The organism is Pedobacter sp. SYP-B3415 (genome assembly GCF_004138205.1).
Classification (GTDB): domain Bacteria; phylum Bacteroidota; class Bacteroidia; order Sphingobacteriales; family Sphingobacteriaceae; genus Pedobacter.
Genome location: NZ_RXNQ01000035.1, coordinates 229,594 through 247,536, shown reverse-complemented (window position 1 = coordinate 247,536; position 17,943 = coordinate 229,594). Strand labels below are relative to the sequence as shown.

12 protein-coding genes are annotated in these 17,943 nt (G+C 50.7%); 8 read left to right on the top strand and 4 right to left on the bottom strand.

The features are described 5' to 3' along the window. Window positions 1-12: 12 nt before the first annotated feature. On the bottom strand, window positions 13-669 hold the full coding sequence (locus EJV45_RS17175) for a chloramphenicol acetyltransferase (protein WP_129717644.1): 657 nt from the start codon (window positions 667-669) through the stop codon (window positions 13-15). A gap of 75 nt (window positions 670-744) precedes the next feature. On the opposite strand from EJV45_RS17175, the gene EJV45_RS17170 reads away from it, so the two are divergent. Both EJV45_RS17170 and EJV45_RS17165 read left to right on the top strand, forming a co-directional pair. Beyond that, a complete protein-coding gene (locus tag EJV45_RS17170; protein ID WP_205942415.1) occupies window positions 745-1,320 on the top strand; it encodes a Crp/Fnr family transcriptional regulator in 576 nt (191 codons plus the stop codon). Window positions 1,321-1,709: 389 nt separating this feature from the next. Further along, window positions 1,710-3,407: an arylsulfatase gene (locus tag EJV45_RS17165; protein ID WP_129717642.1), complete on the top strand. Its 1,698-nt coding sequence runs from the start codon at window positions 1,710-1,712 to the stop codon at window positions 3,405-3,407. Window positions 3,408-3,426: 19 nt separating this feature from the next. On the opposite strand, the gene EJV45_RS17160 is transcribed toward EJV45_RS17165, so the two are convergent. Beyond that, window positions 3,427-3,927: a MarR family winged helix-turn-helix transcriptional regulator gene (locus EJV45_RS17160; protein ID WP_129717640.1), complete on the bottom strand. Its 501-nt coding sequence runs from the start codon at window positions 3,925-3,927 to the stop codon at window positions 3,427-3,429. Between the two features lie 2 nt (window positions 3,928-3,929). Continuing rightward, window positions 3,930-4,424 (bottom strand): GNAT family N-acetyltransferase, encoded by a 495-nt coding sequence (locus EJV45_RS17155; RefSeq protein ID WP_129717638.1) that lies wholly within the window; start codon window positions 4,422-4,424, stop codon window positions 3,930-3,932. A gap of 145 nt (window positions 4,425-4,569) precedes the next feature. Here EJV45_RS17155 and EJV45_RS17150 point away from each other — a divergent pair, with 145 nt between their 5' ends. The 3 genes from EJV45_RS17150 (at window position 4,570) to EJV45_RS17140 (ending at window position 10,813) form a co-directional block, all read left to right on the top strand. Further along, window positions 4,570-7,989, top strand: coding sequence for a DEAD/DEAH box helicase (locus tag EJV45_RS17150; RefSeq protein ID WP_129717636.1), 3,420 nt, complete (start codon window positions 4,570-4,572; stop codon window positions 7,987-7,989). A 193-nt stretch (window positions 7,990-8,182) separates the two neighbouring features. After that, the gene (locus EJV45_RS17145) at window positions 8,183-10,309 is read left to right on the top strand and encodes an LruC domain-containing protein (RefSeq protein WP_129717634.1); all 2,127 of its coding nucleotides are present in this window, start codon (window positions 8,183-8,185) and stop codon (window positions 10,307-10,309) included. A 117-nt stretch (window positions 10,310-10,426) separates the two neighbouring features. Then, complete coding sequence (locus EJV45_RS17140) at window positions 10,427-10,813, top strand: hypothetical protein (protein WP_129717632.1); 387 nt, start codon at window positions 10,427-10,429, stop codon at window positions 10,811-10,813. 36 nt (window positions 10,814-10,849) lie between these two features. Here EJV45_RS17140 and EJV45_RS17135 read toward each other — a convergent pair whose 3' ends face one another. Then, complete coding sequence (locus EJV45_RS17135) at window positions 10,850-12,421, bottom strand: beta-N-acetylhexosaminidase (RefSeq protein WP_129717630.1); 1,572 nt, start codon at window positions 12,419-12,421, stop codon at window positions 10,850-10,852. Between the two features lie 201 nt (window positions 12,422-12,622). On the opposite strand from EJV45_RS17135, the gene EJV45_RS17130 reads away from it, so the two are divergent. The 3 genes from EJV45_RS17130 to EJV45_RS17120 all read left to right on the top strand — a co-directional run bounded on the left by EJV45_RS17130 (window position 12,623) and on the right by EJV45_RS17120 (window position 17,939). Then, the gene (locus EJV45_RS17130; protein ID WP_129717629.1) at window positions 12,623-13,198 is read left to right on the top strand and encodes an RNA polymerase sigma-70 factor; all 576 of its coding nucleotides are present in this window, start codon (window positions 12,623-12,625) and stop codon (window positions 13,196-13,198) included. A 69-nt stretch (window positions 13,199-13,267) separates the two neighbouring features. After that, window positions 13,268-14,401, top strand: a complete 1,134-nt coding sequence (locus tag EJV45_RS17125; protein ID WP_129717627.1) for a FecR family protein — start codon at window positions 13,268-13,270, stop codon at window positions 14,399-14,401. 124 nt (window positions 14,402-14,525) lie between these two features. After that, window positions 14,526-17,939 (top strand): TonB-dependent receptor, encoded by a 3,414-nt coding sequence (locus EJV45_RS17120; protein ID WP_205942414.1) that lies wholly within the window; start codon window positions 14,526-14,528, stop codon window positions 17,937-17,939. Window positions 17,940-17,943 lie beyond the last annotated feature (4 nt).

Here is a 17,943-nt window from a genome sequence, read left to right as displayed (position 1 = left end):
TGCAAGACAAGATTACAACCCCAGGGCCATTAGCTCCTCAAAATGGGTCACAAACCTGCCAACATCATAACCATCGGCAAGTGCGTGGTGAACGTGTATGGAAACCGGCATCGACTTCCGGCCTGCATGTTCCGTTACTTTGCCGAACGAGATCTTTGGACAGCTGTCGGGAAAGGAAAAACTTCTCGCATGTGAAATGCCTGTAAAATCGAGCCATGGAAGCGCCGAACAGTGAATCACATTTTCACCTGAAACCGCTGGTACCAGCCCCGAACCGGCCTTAACCGCTGCGATGGTGTGTTGTGCCGCGCGGTGAAACGCCTCTTCGTCTTCATTGAAGTCAATATAGGCGAAACCGAACGTTCCGTCGGGACGGTTGATTGTTGGAGAGGCATGGACCTGATCATACACCAGTACCTTGTCGCCGGAGATCCGGTACCTGAAGGCCTCGGTTTCATTTGCGGCCTTGAGCGCCTGATAGAGATAATACAGAAAAAAAGATTTGCCGCTTGCCTTCGACACCCGGTAAGCCGCTGTGCAGTCGACCCGGATGGTTACCCCAAAAAAGGGCTCTTCAAACTTTGAGAAAAAGTTGAAATGGTCTTTTCGCGCCCAGTTTTCAAGGTCAAGTTCAGATGCTGAATTGTTGCTGTGTTTTTGTGTCTCCATGTTTGAATGTTATTTTCGCGGTAAAGATCGGCGGCAATGGCCGCTGAGAAAAGGACATTTGTCCCAAATCAGAAAATGATGCTTCGAGTAAATCCCGCGCTCCTCGACCTTGTAGGCCACCTGTACGCAAAGCGGTCGCAGGCGGCCGACATAACATTAAAATCCTTCGCACCCGGCGAGTTGTTGCTTTCTCAGGGGGCAGTGACAACCAGGGTGCTGGTGCTTCGTTCGGGCATCTGCAAGTGTTTCTTTTCTGAAGAGAACGGGAAGGACTACATCCTGGAATTTATGTCAGAAGGGGAGATCTTTGGTGAGATCGAGGCCATTCGCGGCAGCGACTGTCTTTGCAATGTTGCTGCGGTTACCGACACAACGGCTTACCAGCTCAGCCTGCCCATGTTTCATACGCTCCTCCGCGAAAATAATTCGTTTAGCAAACTTATCCTGGAAGAACTGGCTGAGCGCCTGGTGAACACCAGCAGCCGGGCCTCCTTTCAACAATTATACACCATTCAGCATGGCCTGGCCCGTCTGCTCGATCTTCAAAAACGGCAAAACGTCAAACTGACTAAAGAAGACATGGCCGCATATCTTGGGATCACGCTGAGAAGCCTGAACCGGTTGCTGAGAGTGGAGGAAGGCAATATTTGAAGTTGAAAGTCGAAAGTAAATAGTTGAAAGTGCCGGCGCAGAACCCCTCAATGGCCGCCAGCCGAACCAAGAGCCATGAATCATGAGTCAGGACCTGGGCGCATAACCCCTCCACGAGACCAAAGAAAAAAGAACGAGGATGAAAGACCACCCGACCCCCTCAAGCGCATACCCGGCTGAGGGGTTTTTGCGCTGTCTCAGGACTCAAATCTCATATCTCAAATCTCATTCAATCCGCCACGTCTAAATACGAACTACGAATACCTATATACAATTGCAGTCTCAGGACTCAAATCTCATATCTCCTTCAATCCTCCACGTCTGAATACCAGCTACGAATGCCTAAATACTACAATACTACGTATCTTCGGAAACCTGAATAGACCACTATGAAACATATCATCGCACTTTCTTCCGTATTGATCAGCCTGGCCGTTGCTGCCGTATCAATTCAATCGCCGGTACGCCCAGTGAAGCAACAGACTGCTGAGCGCCCAAATATCGTACTGATCCTGGCAGACGACCTCGGATATTCAGATGCAGGCTGTTATGGTGGGGAAATCAATACGCCAAACCTCGATTACCTGGCAAAGAATGGATTGCGTTTTACGCAGTTTTACAATACTTCCCGCTGTTGCCCCACACGCGCATCCCTGCTTACAGGACTGTACAACCACCAGGCGGGGATTGGGAAAATGACAGAAGCTGAAAACCGGCCCGGCTACCTCGGCCATCTTGGAGAAAACACGGTTACGCTTGCGGAGGTCCTGAAGACTGCGGGTTACCATACGGGCATGACAGGGAAATGGCACGTGTCGAATACAATCGTGCAGAAAGATCCGAAAGACCAGTTAGCCTGGCTCAATCATCAAAAAGATTTTGGCGATTTTTCTCCGCTGGCCCAGTATCCAACCAGCCGCGGCTTTGATCGGTTTTTCGGAACAATCTGGGGTGTCATTGATTTTTTTGATCCGTTCAGCCTCGTAAGCGGCACGAAACCGATTACCAAGGTTCCCGGCAACTATTACCACACAGATGCCATTACTGATTCGGCGGTCAACTACATCAATGGCTGGAAGAAGTCGGATCAGCCATTTTTTCTATATGTAGCGCATAATGCGCCGCACTGGCCGCTTCAGGCCCGACCCGAAGATATTGCAAAATACAAAGACACCTATAAAAAAGGCTGGGACGCGATTCGTGAAGCCCGGTATAAAAAGATGGTTAGGATCGGCCTGCTAGACCCTGCAACGACAAAACTGCCGCCGCCACAACGTGCAAAGAAGAACTGGGAAGATAACCCCGACAAGGAATGGGATGCGCACGCCATGGCCGTTCACTCCGCTATGGTAGACCGAATGGATCAGGGAATAGGCAAAATTATCGCGGCGCTGCGAAAAACAGGCAAGCTGGACAACACACTGATCGTGTTCTTGTCAGACAACGGCGCAAGCCCTGAAAATGCTGCTGCATACGGCGCTGGCTTTGACCGGGCCAGTGAAACCAGAGCCGGGATACCGGTGGTATACGCAACAAAAAAACAGGTGCTTCCCGGACCACAAACCACCTATGCCTCGATCGGCGCGGACTGGGCAAACGTAGCCAATACGCCTTACCAGTTCTGGAAAGCCGAATCATATGAAGGGGGTGTAAACACGCCGATGATTGCTTTCTGGCCCGCGGGGATGAAGGCAAAAAAAGGTGGTTTCAGTGATCATAGGGGGCATGTGATGGACTTCATGAAGACATTCGCAGAGCTTTCGGGAGCGCGTTACCCCACAGCATACAAGGGCCGGCGTATTGCCCCGACTACGGGCGAAAGCCTGGTTCCGGCATTCAGGGGCCGTTTAGCCGGGGGGCATCAAAATCTCTTCAATGAGCATTTCGGTGCACGCTACGTACGGTCAGGCAACTGGAAGCTGGTTGCCGCTGCGCGTGATACGACATGGCGCCTTTTTGATCTTGCAAAGGACCGCACAGAGCAGCATGACGTATCAGCTACACACCCCGCAAAAGCGAAAGAATTGCAGGCGCTTTGGCAAAACTGGGCCCGCACACACCAGGTATTCCCAAAGCCCGGCCGGTAGCTACCCCTGCAACTTAAATTCAGATATCGAGGGATGATTTTTCTGAGGAAATACGCATTTCACGTGCCCGCTGCAGAAAACTTTGTTTGTCCAGACCAGCTTCTACTTCTTCAATCGCCCGCATGATATTGTTTTCAGTCGCTGTTAGCCGTGCAGTAAGATCAGTGATCAGCTGCCATACCGGCCGCATCTGTTCGACCAGCAGCTTTCCCTTTTTACTCAGCTGAACCAATCGCTTGCGCTCATCGTTCTTATCCCGTTTTGATACGATCAGTTTTTGTTTTTCCAGTTCTTTCAGCAGGCTGATGGTGGAGGGGTGCGTGTAACCAATCTCAGCGGCAATTTCCACCACGCTTAGCTGCGGCCTGAGCTGCAGCGTGTATACAACCGGAAACCATTTTGGCTCAAAATCAATTCCGCATTCCTTGTAAATCTGCATGCCATCTTTACGGATGCGTTCGCTAAGGCGCTGCAGCCGCGTTGCCAGTGCCAGCAGGCCGGCTTCGTTAATTACATTCATGTTCAGGTATCAAGCGGAAGGTGGAAAAACAAAGTATCTGTCTTTGCCAGAGGAAAGGCCGGTGGCAGACTGGTCTTCGCTATCCGGCGGAAGCCGTTACGTTCATAAAATCTGTGTGCCGCTTTCATCGGCTCGACCGTACCAAGATAAATGTTTTTTATGTCTGCCGACCTTGCGTGCGCCAGAAGTTTATCGATCAACGTTTGCGCAAGTCCAAAAGGCTTGCCGCGAAAATCGCGGTGAACAAACATTTTGCGGATGGCACCGATATCGCCAGCTTTCACCAGGGCAATGGTTCCGACAAGACACTCGCCGTCAAAAGCGCCCAGAAAAGTTCCGCCCGGGGCGAGATAAAAGCCCTCGATATCGCCAAGGTCAGGCTGATCCTCAATGCCGATCGGTAAACCAAATTCAAGCTGCTGAATAGGCAGGATCAAAGCGGCAACCTGCTGCTGGTCGCGCTCACCAAGCTCCCTGATGTGAAAAGATGAATTCATGTCTATGTTTTTATGCAAAACTACGTAGTTAACTACATAAATGCAAGCGTGCAGTGGTATCCTATGATTTATGGGTCGCTACCAGGCTCGGTAGTCCTTTCACCTATGCACTCTCCCTTAAAACTCTTATTTTTGATCCTCATCCATGTACACACACAACTACGCCATTCCGGGGACTGACCTTTTGCAGCTTTCGCAGCAGGAGCTGGGCAGACATACCGCCGCGCGCTATTTCTTTGATGTGTTTGCCGGCCGGACTGTTCAGCCTGTGTACCTGAACATTGACTACGGAATTTTCGAAGATCGCGGGGCAGCCGATGCACGTGTGGAACTACGTGCCGACCATGCAGCAGACCGCCTCGTGCTCAAATGCAGCTGTGGTGCTGTGCATGACAAAGTCTGCCTTACCATGGCAACGGTACTTATAGCCCTGCAGCGCAACGACGACTGGCTTGTATTTTTCGATTCGCAGCTGCGGCAAAAAAAGTTAACGCAGGTGGCAATGGGCTATGGCATGGAACACGAAGAGCAGCTTGAGCGTTATTTCGGACTGTCTTTTGATGATGATGTCCTGAACATAACACCTAAAACGCCCGGGCTGCTGCGCCTTACCGGCGATGATATGGCGGTATTGAAAAATGCCGTATCAAACACCTCGTTGGCAAGGAGGGGTGAATTATCAACCAGGCGAACACTCGTAGTTTTTAAACTGCACCGCTTTTATAAGCACCTCGTCACCGAACTGTACCAGGCCGAAACAGGAAAAAACGGCAAGCCGAAAAATCCCCTCACAGCAATCCAGCCGCTTGAACTTGTATGGAATACCAGCAACGCTGAACGTATCAAGTTCTTTGCTGCCCTGCACCGCTTCCAGCAGCCGAACGCGGGCACAAAAAGTCAGGAAGATCTTGCCGCGCTGCGCGCTATTGTCGCAAACCCGGCTGGCTACAACTTCTTTGCGCACAGGCCCGAAGTCGCAGAGCAGGTAAATGCAGCATCAATTACTCCGCTGCAGATAGTCAGCGGCACAGGCAAGGTGTCGTTGAAGATTGTTCGCAGCGGAAATTTCTACGAAGTGAGCGGACGTTTTGAGCATAGGGAAGCCTCAGCTGCCATACAGGACTGCAGCCTGCAATTTGGCTATTTCATTTTGCTGGCCGGAAAGGCCTATTTGCCTGAACGACTTGAATCGCTGGGTGTTGTAGAGCTTCTGATCCAGCACGGCGGCATGCTTCAGATACATGCGGCGCGGTATGAGTTTTTCAGGACGGAGTTTCTCGACCCTCTTGGCGACAGGATCCGGGTAGACCGGCATTACATTCCGCCCGCAACAGCAGGCCAGATCAAACAACAGGGATTTGACGAGCGAAGAAAGCTGATCTACCTGTCAGACTCTGGAAATTATGTAGACATTCTTCCTGTCATGCGCTACCAGGATGTCGAAATTCCGGTAAGAAGTCAGAGAATGATACAGGGTAAGGACGATAAAGGCAAGGCGTTCCTGATCAGGCGCGATGAAGAAGCTGAAAAAGAATTTCTCGCACAGGTCATCAGACAGCATGAATCTTTTGCCGGACAGATGGATAATGACCTTGATTTTTTTTACCTGCACCGCCTTCGTTTTATGGACCATGAGTGGTTTTTGCGGGCCTTCGGAGACTGGAGCGCCCGGGGTATCGATGTGCTCGGTTTTGATAAATTGGAAGGCAGCAAACTGAATCCAAATAAGGTAAACGTAGATATCAAGGTGCTGAGTGGCATAAACTGGTTTAATGCAGTCATCGAAGTGCGTTATGGCAGGAAAAAAGCTTCGCTGAAAAGTGTTTACCAGGCGGTGCGCAACCGGAACCATTATGTGCAGCTTGATGACGGTACCAGGGGCATTTTACCTGAGCACTGGATAAACAGGTTCGGACACTTTTTTACACTCGGGGAAATAGGTGAAGACAACGAAGTCCACATTCCGAAGGTAAATTTTGCGGCACTTGAGCAGGCAGCGCAGGCAGAAGAGCTGGACACACAGCTTCAGACAGAAATCATGCTGATGAAGGATAAACTGAAACCGGAAATTTCTACCGGTCCGACCGCTGTTCCGGCCGGACTGACAGGCAAACTGCGCGACTATCAGTACACCGGTCTTAATTGGCTTAGCCGGCTCGACGAGCTGAGTTTCGGAGGCTGTCTGGCCGACGATATGGGGCTTGGAAAGTCTATTCAGATCCTGGCCTTTATCCTCTCGCAGCGTGCAAAGGTGCAGCAAAATACAAACCTGCTTGTTGTTCCGGCAACACTGATCTTTAACTGGCAGCAAGAGATTACCCGTTTTGCGCCCTCCCTGCGCGTCCTCGTATTACATGGAGCGAACCGCAGACGGACGACCAAAGATTTTGACCAGTATGAAATCATCATTTCGACCTACGGCTCGCTGCTTTCAGATGTGGGGTTTTTGAAGACATACAGCTTCAATTATATTTTCCTTGATGAATCTCAAAACATTAAAAATCCGCAAAGTCAGCGCTACAAGGCCGCCAGGTTACTGCAGGCCAGAAACCGTATTGCGATAACCGGAACACCCATTGAAAACAATACTTACGACCTGTACAGCCAGTTGTCTTTCGCCTGTCCGGGTTTGTTGGGCAGCAAACAATATTTTAAGGACATCTATGCGACGCCCATCGATACCTTCAAAGTAAGCCGCCGGGCCCTTGAATTACAGCAGCGCATTGCACCGTTTGTACTTCGGCGCAGCAAACAGGAAGTTGCAGCAGAATTGCCCGAAAAAACGGAAATGATTCTTTACTGCAGCATGGGCGAAGAGCAGCGGCGCATTTACGATGCTTACGAAAGGGAGTTTCGCGAGTATATCGACGCCGTAACCGGCGAAGAACTAAAGGCGAGCCCGATGAATGTGCTGAAAGGGCTGACCAAACTCAGGCAGATCTGCAATTCGCCAAAACTACTCGGTACGGAGGCGCTAACCGGCACGCGCTCAGCAAAAATCGAGCTGCTGATGGAGCAGATTGCGAGTAAGGCCGCATCTCATAAGATCCTGGTTTTTTCCCAGTTTGTGGGTATGCTGAATCTGATAGCTACAGAGCTCGATCATAGTCAACTGCCTTACTGCATGCTGACCGGCAATACCCGCAACCGTGAAGAGGTTGTACGGAAATTTCAGGAGGATACAGAGACCCGCGTCTTCCTGATCAGCCTGAAAGCCGGGGGCACCGGGCTTAACCTCACCGAAGCGGATTACGTTTACCTGGTTGACCCATGGTGGAACCCGGCAGTTGAAAATCAGGCGATTGACAGAGCACATCGCATAGGGCAGAATAAGCGTGTTGTTGCAGTCAGGCTGGTGTGCAGTGACTCCGTCGAAGAAAAAATTCTTGACCTGCAACACAGCAAGCGGGACATCGCCGCCCGGCTCGTACCGGCCGGTGCCGGAGGGCTGCCTGCATTGGAAAAAGACCGGCTGCTTGCACTCCTCAGTCAACCCCCATTACTTAAAGATAAACCCGTTCAGCCGCGGATGCTTCCGGCATCAAAACCCGAAACGCTGCTGTAATTGAGTGGTTTACTGTGTTTTTAACCGCGGATTTAAATCGAAATCGGGCAACCGCGGAAAATAAATGTATTCAATACGGTGTTTTTTCATGATTTTTGCAATCGATTACGCAGGATAACTTTTAAACGAGTCAGGCGGCAATCCGGAACGGTTCATATGCATCCATTGGCCTTCTGACCCTATTGTAACGAATATGACGATCAATACCCTACACAAAACAGCGCTGCTGCTGCTGATTGCATGCAGTACTTTTTATTCCTGCAAAAAAGACAACGGTTCCGAACCCGAACCTCCGGGTACCAGAATTCCCTACAATTTTAATTACCTGACGAGTCAGAAGGTTAATATCAATATTCGCCTGTTAACCAATAACAGTCAGCCGATAACCGGCGCGCTTCTTAATATTATTGCCACCAACGACACCTCGAAGGTGCTGTTAAAGGCTGTGAGTAATGACAGGGGAGAGGTAACCGGCATTGTCGATGTTCCCTCGTATCTGGACTCGATTACCATTTACCCAAAATATACCGGTTTGCTCAGCGAGGTTAAAGCCGTAGTAACCGGTAAGTCGGCCCTCAATATCGTCATCGGCGGCCCTGATAACCTTAGCGGTGATGTAGTCATTCCGGGAACGGAAGGTGCTGCTCCGGTCGCTGCATTTTCCGGAAAGAACGACATGTCGCCGGCTGGTATTTTTGGCACTGACTATGTCTACCCATCGCCTTATACCAGTACTGCAAATGCGGTGGTCAATACAACCGAATATCCATTCCGGCTCGGGCGACCGCGATACCTCCTCGCCACATCAGATGTGATCGATGCCAGCCTGCTTTCATATATCAATGCATCGCTGCCGGAGGGCCAGCCCCTTACGCAGACGCATCCCGAATACCTGGCCGGTACAACCCAGCCCAACGTGGTTGTAACGCAGAATAACACGGAAGTCTTCGTTACATTCGTTTCTGAAGGAGCGGGCTTCAATAACACCCTGGCCTGGTATAGCTACCCGACAAACAATCCGCCAACCTCGGCAACAGGCTCAAGCCTTACCGGAGCCATAGACCGTGTAACCATGGTCTTTCCGAACGCATCAGCTTACGGATCCGGCGGCGGGTTAAAGCCAGGCAATAAGGTAAGCCTCGGCAGGTTCAGTGCAGGAACAACGGTTGCCTTTGTGCTCATCCAGGACGCCTGGAACGCCAGTTCAGGTATCGAAACCGGGAATACAAAGTTTTACACTGATTCACGCTTTAATCCCGAAACAACTGCGGCCCTGCGTAAACACTCGGTGCTGCTGTATGATGCGGAGCATGAGGTCTTTGTAATGGGTTTTGAAGATATAAACAGGAGTGCGGGTTCAGATAATGATTTCAATGATCTGGTTGTCTATGCGTCGGCCTCACCGCCGGCCGCCATTTCGAAAACAAATGTTCCGGCAATAGACACCCGCGTCGATACGGACGGTGACGGCGTTGATGATGCGACGGATGAATTTCCGAACGATCCCGCGCGCGCTTATACGAGCTACTATCCTTCAGCTACCGGCTGGGCCACGCTTGCTTTTGAAGACAACTGGCCTAATACGGGCGACTATGATGTAAATGACCTGGTTGTGAATTACCGCTACCGGTATGTGAGCAATGCCGCCAACAACGTAGTCGATCTGACGGGAACCTTTCAGCCGGTAGCGGCGGGAGCCGACTATGACAACGGTTTCGGCATCCAACTGCCCGTTGCTCCCGCGGCTGTCAGCAGCGTAACCGGGCAGAGTCTGTTAAATAGTTATATCACCATTGCCGCGAACGGCGTCGAAACCGGTCAGACAAAGGCGGTCATTATTCCTTTCGACAGCCATCGTAACTTACTTAGAAATGCTGACGGTACACCGCTGGTCAATACGGTGTTGGGCAAAGCCAGAGCAACAAGCAGTCTGGTAAACGTCGGCGTTACGTTTACTTCGCCGGTTGCACAATCTGCTCTTGCAGTCAGTTCGTTAAATCCGTTCCTGATCAGCAACAAGCGCAGGGGCTATGAGGTGCACCTGCCCAATTATGCGCCAACAGACAAAGCAAATAAGGCCTTGCTAAGAACAGGGGCTGACAACAGTTTGCCTACAGCCGGACGATATTACCTTGATGCCAACAATGCACCATGGGCACTAAATTTTCCTGATGCCTTTAGTTACCCGGTCGAGACAAAAGCCATCAGCACAGCTTACCTGAATTTCCTTAACTGGGCCAGGTCTGGCGGGACACTCTTTACCGACTGGTACATCAATACAGCCGCAGGTTACCGGGCTGATGAAAACATTTACAGATAATATGAAGGCAGCGGCTCAGCTGCCTTTTTTATTCTTGCGGCCGATCTGCCAAACCAAACCCGGCAGCGTAATGTTATAGACAGGAACGGGCGCAGGCCCATAAAAAACACATCAACCATGGAAAATTCAGAGAACAACCCATACACACCGGCAAATGACGAAGACAGACCGCGTGCTTCGCCGATGAACAGCAATGCAGAAGCGGCAAAGGCTGTGACAGGAATACTGAGTGGTGAGGGGAGCGGCGAGCCGGTACGGCGCGAAACGGAGGAAGCAGACCGGGAAATCCTGGCCGGAACCGATGATCAGCGTGTAAAGACAGGGGCGGCAAACGCAGACGCCGCCGAGCGTGAAGAATTTGCGCAGGCTGATGCTGAGGTGGTACCGGAACCGGAGGAAGATGCCCTGGGCACGGGCTCAGGCGATGTGCCTACGGTTGTTCTTGATGAAGAAGACGACGATCAAGACGATCTGTCTGACGAAGAGGATGAGGAAACCCGATAAAAAAAATGGCCTTCCGATATACTGAAGGCCATTTTTTTATGAACCAGCGTGAATACCCATGCTACGCCAGCGTTGCAGGAAAAATTCGAGCTGCCGGCTGAAGGCCTCGAAATTTTTCGACGCAGCCGGCGTCCAGTTCACCTCGGCATAAGCGGCAATACGCGGAAACGTTTGCCTGTAAACGGCTGCGGCATCAGGCGTTGACTCACCCCACATCTGGCAGCCGCTGCCCAGGATCTTCGCCGTGTAACGCGGGTCCAGGCCTGCCGGAACCGGATCAAAATCATAACTTTTCTTGAGCGGGATGGACTGGTAACTGTAGTCGAGATAGGTAAACAAGTGATAAGAGTTTACCACATCGTAGCCTTTGCTTACCGCATCTGTGATCATATCGAGTTCGCCCTTCCAGAATTGTATAATGGTATTCGGCGCAAGTTTGCCTGTAACGGGCCTGGTGTCGCTGTAGTCATGAATCTTCGAACCAAGGATTTCGTTCCATCCCATCATCCGTTTTCCCTTCCCGGCAAGGTAGGCAGACATATTATTTGTAAAGAAAATCTGCAAATCTGCTGACGAGGACAGGTTATGCTTTTTCTTATAAGCAGCTACAGATGCAGAGTTTTCCCATTGTTCAAAACGTACTTCATCACCACCAATATGAATAATATCTGAAGGGAACAGGTCAATCACTTCATTCAGAACGTTGTGCAGAAAAGTCGTCACCCGCGGATCTGACACGTCATAGACATCCTGGAAGACGCCGAAGTGTGTGGGCACCCTGATTGCTTGTTTGGTAACACCCAGCCAGGGGTAAGCGGCGATGGCTGCGCTTGAGTGCCCGGGCATCTCGATCTCAGGCACCACCTTGATGTGCCGCGCAGCTGCATAGGCAAGTATCTCGCGGATTTCGGCCTTGGTATAGAAGCCGCTGTGCGCTTTGCCAATCCTGCGGTTAGGGCCAGAACCCGTAACCGTCGAGTCACGTTTCGAACCAATACGCGTCAGGTCCGGATAACTGTCGATTTCGATACGCCAGCCCGGATCGTCAGTAAGATGCCAGTGGAAGATGTTAAGCTTCAGCATGGCCATTTCATCCAGCACCTTTTTTACTAGTTCCTTACCCTGGAAATACCTGCTTTCATCAAGCAGGTAACTGCGCCAGGCAAAGCGCGGTCGGTCATTTATTGTTACATGCGCAGCCTGAACCACAACGCCCCTTTTGTAAAGCAATTGTTTGAGCGACTGGATCCCATAAAACGCCCCGGCGTTTGTAGCTGCTTCTATTTTAACGCCCGCTTTGCCAATTGTGAGGCTGTAACCTTCGCTGCCGGTTTTAAGAGACGGGTCACGGATAAGCCGGATTGCAGCCTTGCCTGAAGTTTTGCGACTGCCCAGGCCAAAAGTCTCCTTCAGGTAAGCAGTCAGGCCGGCAGCCTCAATATCCAGCCCCGCAGAGGCGGATACCGTGACCTCAGCCGGAAGTGTATAACTCCCCTTTCCTGCAACCATCTCTGCAGGCTGCGGAATGATGCGCTGCGCGTAAGAAGCGATGCCCAGGGCGAGCAGGAGCGTTAGGATCAGGTATTTGGTAGTGTGTCCTGGTTTCATATCGATCTGGTTAGAAAAGCAAGAATAGACGCTTAATCCGTTAATTGGAAACGGAACACTGCGCAAACGTTTGAATAGCTTAGTTTCAATGGCTTTGTTGAGCTGCAAAGGGAAACAGCGCGGTTTCAAATCTGAACAGCAATTTTTGTACAACAATTTTTTACTACATTTAAGCACCAAATATTCGAACTCCCTGACGTCATGCCTTCCTTATCTGCATATGCTGATTCAAAACTGGTTACACACCTTCGAACGGGTGACCGGATGGCATTTGCCGAAATTTACGGGCGGTACTGGAAACATCTGCTTGCAATTGCCTATAACCATACCCGGGAAAAAGAAACCGCAGAAGAGCTGGTGCAGGACGTTTTTGTTATGCTTTGGAACCGCCGGGCGGAGGTGGACATCCGCGAGCTGGGACCTTATCTGGCAACAGCAATTCGCTTTTCTGTTTTTCGTTTTGTTCAGCGGCGGGGGCGGCGCCGGAAAATTGAAGCCGATAAGGTTAACCCGGGCATAATTGCCGACGGTGAAGACGAGATTTTTGCCAGGTTCCTGAAAGAATACATAGATGGTATGGTAGAACAGCTGCCTGAGAAATGCAGGCTGGTTTTCAGGTTGAGTCGCGAAGATGGGTTAAGCAACCGCGAAATTTCCGAAAAGTTAGGTATTGCCGAGAAAACAGTAGAGGCACATCTGAGTAAAGGACTTAAAACGCTCCGGTTAAAACTTAAGCAATCGGGTCTGCTTTTGCTGGCGGCCCTCCTTGCCGGATAAAAAAACTGACTGCCGACTAAGGGTAACAGCCGGGGTTGTGGTACATACCATAAAACCAACAAACCGGATATGTCTGATCAGGAAGCAGAAGAACTTATTGAGCGTTATTTTAATGGCTCAATTACCGAGCAGGAAACACAGCGACTTTTCGAATGGTACAGGGAGGAGGCTTCGCGCCAGGCAGAATGGCCGTCTGATGAAACCGCCGCCGAGGTAGAGCACAGGATGTTTCGCTCCATCGCCTCGCAGATGAAGCCGGAACCGCGAAAACTACCCAACCTGTTTTGGTATGGCGCAGGTGCAGCGGCTGCACTGGTCCTGATCGCCCTGGTTTTCTTAAGAGCGTCGCCAGATGAAGAGCTCCCCATCAGCAAGGTCAAAAACGAACGATACAAAAATGACGTTCCTTCAGGCGGCAACCAGGCCACACTTGTCCTGGAAAACGGCAGGGAAGTATCACTGCAGCATGAATCAGGCGGATATCTCGCTGCACAGGCAGGGGTTCGGATTCGAAAATCAGCAGCGGGGCAGCTTATCTATGAGCTGCAGCCTGACCGGCGTAACAATGCAGGGTACAATACCCTTCGAACACCTCGCGGTGGTCAATACCAGGTCAGACTTTCTGATGGAACACGCGTCTGGCTAAATTCAGAATCATCGCTTCGGTTTCCCGTCGCCTTCAATGGGCAGAGCCGGGAAGTGGTGTTAACCGGCGAGGCGTATTTCGAGGTGAGCAAAAATAAACATAAGCCGTTTCGCGTCCTGTCGCGCAATATGCGCGTCGAGGTTTTAGGCACGCAGTTCAACATGAGTGCTTACGACCAGTCTCAGGAATCTTCAGCGGTACTGCTTGAAGGTTCGATCAGCGTAGCTGCCGGAGGGAAAGCAGTATTAAAACCCGGCGAACAGGCTGTCTTCCGGCATGGCAGACCCGGCTTGCAGGTCTCAGCTGCAGATACCGAGCAGGCACTGGCATGGAAAAACGGCTATTTTCTTTTTGTGAATGAAGACATTAAAACAATTATGGATCAGATCAGCAGATGGTATGATGTGGAGATCATTTACCGGGGTGATCTGTCGGACAAAGCGCTCTGGGCAACCATATCGCGTTCAGCAAATATCTCTGAGGTACTGAGTAAACTGGAAATGACCGGGCTGGTACGCTTTGAAATCGAAGGAAGGAGGGTGACCGTCATGCCGTAATTATACAACCTAGCGGGCACCTGAAAAAAAACCGGAAGTGGTTACGACACTCCCGGTACACGTCCGGGTCCCATTGCCAAAGCTTTCTAACCAAGACAGATATAAACCCAAACATTTCAAATGTATGAAATTTTCTTTACCGGGGTTCCCGGCGGTTCGCCTGTGCATGCCCCTCAGATTATTGCTGATGATGAAACTGGTACTCGTTTTATTGATCGCAAGCTTTCTGCACGTGAGTGCAAAAAGTTATAGCCAGACCCTTACCCTTCAGAAAGAAGTTACCCTGGAGCGTTTGTTTCGCGAAATCCACAAACAATGCGGCTTCGATGTGTTGTGCGATGCCTCACTTTTGCGCCCGGCCCGTATCATCAAGGCCGACTTTACCAACCAGCCGGTCGAAAGGGTATTAAGATCGGTCCTGGCAGACCAGCGGCTATCTTTTACAATCAAAGATCGCAGCATCTTCATAAAACGCGCCGGCGATTATGAAAAGCCACGCCAGTTCCGGGTTTCGGGGCGGGTGGTCAGCGAGCGTGGTGAAGCCATGAGCGGTGTAAATGTTGTTCACCGTGAAAGCAAGAAGGCCACATCAACAGGCCAGAACGGAACATTTACGATCGAACTGCCGGCAGCCGGCGGTACCCTCGTGTTCAGTTTTGTAGGTCACCAGACCGAGGAAATGGCGGTGCCTGCCGTTGGAAGCCTGAACGTAACGCTTAAAGCACAGACACAACTCATGGAAGAAGTTGTGGTGCTTGGTTATGGTACACAGAAACGCAGCGATGTAAACGCAGCGATCGTAAGTATTAAGCCCGAAATAATCGATAAGACTGCACAACCATCTATTGACCAGATGCTGCAGGGGCAGGCGGCCGGTCTCAGCGTTGTTAACAGCTCTCAGCCGGGAGGAGGCACGATTGTTAATATTCGCGGCGCTACCTCGACAGGAGCCGGAAACGGTCCGCTTGTGGTAATTGACGGATTCCCCGTGATCTATGATCCGGTAGAACCGGGCAGCGGCAATAAATACAATAACGGCAGCCGCGGGGCTTTGAATGATATTAATCCAAATGATATTGCATCGATTGAGATACTGAAAGACGCATCTGCCACAGCGATCTACGGTGCCCGCGGAAGCAACGGGGTTATTCTGATTACCACCAAACGCGGCAAACAGGGTTCAAACATCGAATACAACCTGAATACATCGGTACAGCAGATAGCCCGGGCACCCGAACTGCTTAATGCCAGCGAATTTATGGTTGAACAGAATAGATATCTCTACGAACTTTATCTCATTCAAAATAAAATTGTCCCATACGGCACAACGAGTCCGGCTGCTGTTCCTGCATTCATACCACGTAACTCACAGGCTGCTATAGAGTCGGCGGGCGCGGGTACCAACTGGTATGACCTGATTACGCAAACCGGAAAGATCAACCAGCACAACCTGCAGGTGAGCCGGGGAAATGACAACACACGGGCGCTTTTTTCGGCTAATTATTTCGGACAGGACGGGATCATCCGCGGTTCCGGCATGGATCGCTATTCTTTCCGGCTTAATCTGGACCAAAAGATTACAAAGTGGTGGGAATACGGTACCTCATTGACCGGGGCGTTAACCCAATCGCAAAATTCCCAGCTGGGCGATGGCCGGGATGCCGATGCAGGAATCATCGAAGCGGCGCTGAATTACAGTCCGACGATAACACCTTCGCGTGATCCGGCCAGCAACAAGTGGATCGAGGATCCGAACCAGCCGCTGCTCGGACACCCCTTGTCATATCTTGAGATAACCGACAATACAGATATAAAACGGATGCTGGCCAACGTATTTACCAATGTATACTTTACGCCTGATGTCTGGTTGAAACTAAATGTTGGCGGCGACATCAGAACGAGCCTGCGGCAAAGCTATTATCCGAAAACAAGCCGTTATGGCAGCCAGGTAAATGGCGAGGCAGACATCAATCGTGCCGAGCGCAATGACTACGTTTCTGACCTGACGCTCAACTTCAAAAAGGATCTGGCGGGAATTCACAATGTGCAGGGCGTTATCGGTTATTCTTATCAGGCTTATCATGGCAGCGGGTCTGCGGCCAGGGCACAGAATTTCGCCTCAGATGCGCTGCTTTATGACGCACTCGGAGCGGGTGCGCAACGCCCGGTTGTCAGCTCATATCGTGACAGGCACATTCTCGCTTCTTACTTTACGCGCCTGCAATACGGTTTCAAAAGCAAATACCTCTTTACTTTCTCTGCCCGGGTAGACGGCAGTGACCGTTTTGGCAAGAACAACCGTTATGCCTTCTTCCCCTCGGGAGCTTTTGCCTGGCGGCTGATAGAAGAGCCTTTCCTTAAAAACACGCAAATGGTATCTGATTTAAAACTTCGTCTCAGTGTGGGTAAGGTAGGTAACGAAAATATCTCCAACAGCGCGGCTTCTGAGTTTTATGGGTTCAATGGAAGGAATTATTATTTCAACGGCAATCTGAGCAATGGTGTAAGTCTGTCAAAACTGGGCAACCCAAACCTGAAGTGGGAGAGTACAACCGCCTACAACCTCGGTATTGATTTCGGTTTTTTCAAAAACCGGTTAACAGGTGCAATCGAGCTTTATTATAAAAATGTCTCAGACCTGCTGAGTTACCGTGCGTTGCCTCAAAGTTCAGTTGTTAGTAACGTTCCATGGAACATTGGCTCTACACGCGGCCGAGGTGTAGAGGTTACACTGAATTCATCAAACTTTACCGGTCCTTTTCAGTGGAACACACTCGTTACCTTCACCTCGTTTTCTGACAGGTGGAAAGCGCGGGACCCAAAGGTGATCCTGCAAGCCTACCAAGGCGATAACGATCCGCTGACTGCTGTTTTTGGTTTTGTCGCCGATGGCATCAAGCAGGCAGGAGAAAGTACACCGACTATGCCCGGTCTCCTTCCCGGACAGCAAAAATACAGGGATATCAACGGGCTGGGTGCCGACGGGAAACTTACCGGCATACCGGATGGCAAGATCAACCAGGCAGACGTGGTGTTTCTGGGTACGCGCGCACCTCGTTTTTCTATGGGGATGAACAACGCTTTCTCGTACAAGGCATTTGATCTTAATGTCTTTCTTTATGCTTCGGTAGGCGGTTTGAAATGGGCATCTACCCGCATGGAACACAGTGTTTACGGAAGTTATGGTACCCAGCTTTTCCGCTCGAATTATAATTTCCTTCGGGAAGTCCAGAACCGCTGGACTTCAACCAATCCAAATACGGATATGCCCAGCGGCGAAGTAAACAGTTATGATAGTTACGGATCGCCCTATTGGGAAAAGGCTTCGTACCTGAGGCTCAGAAGCCTGACTTTGGGCTATAATTTCGCAAGCTCTGCAATCAAAGTGAATTGGCTAAAAGGTGCGCGCCTCTTTGCCGGGGCACAAAATCTTTTCACGCTGACAAGGTACAAGGGCCTGGATCCCGAGTCTGAGAATGATCGCGCTACCTATCCGCAACAGCGCACTTTCTCGCTGGGTCTTGATGTAAAATTTTAAAAGG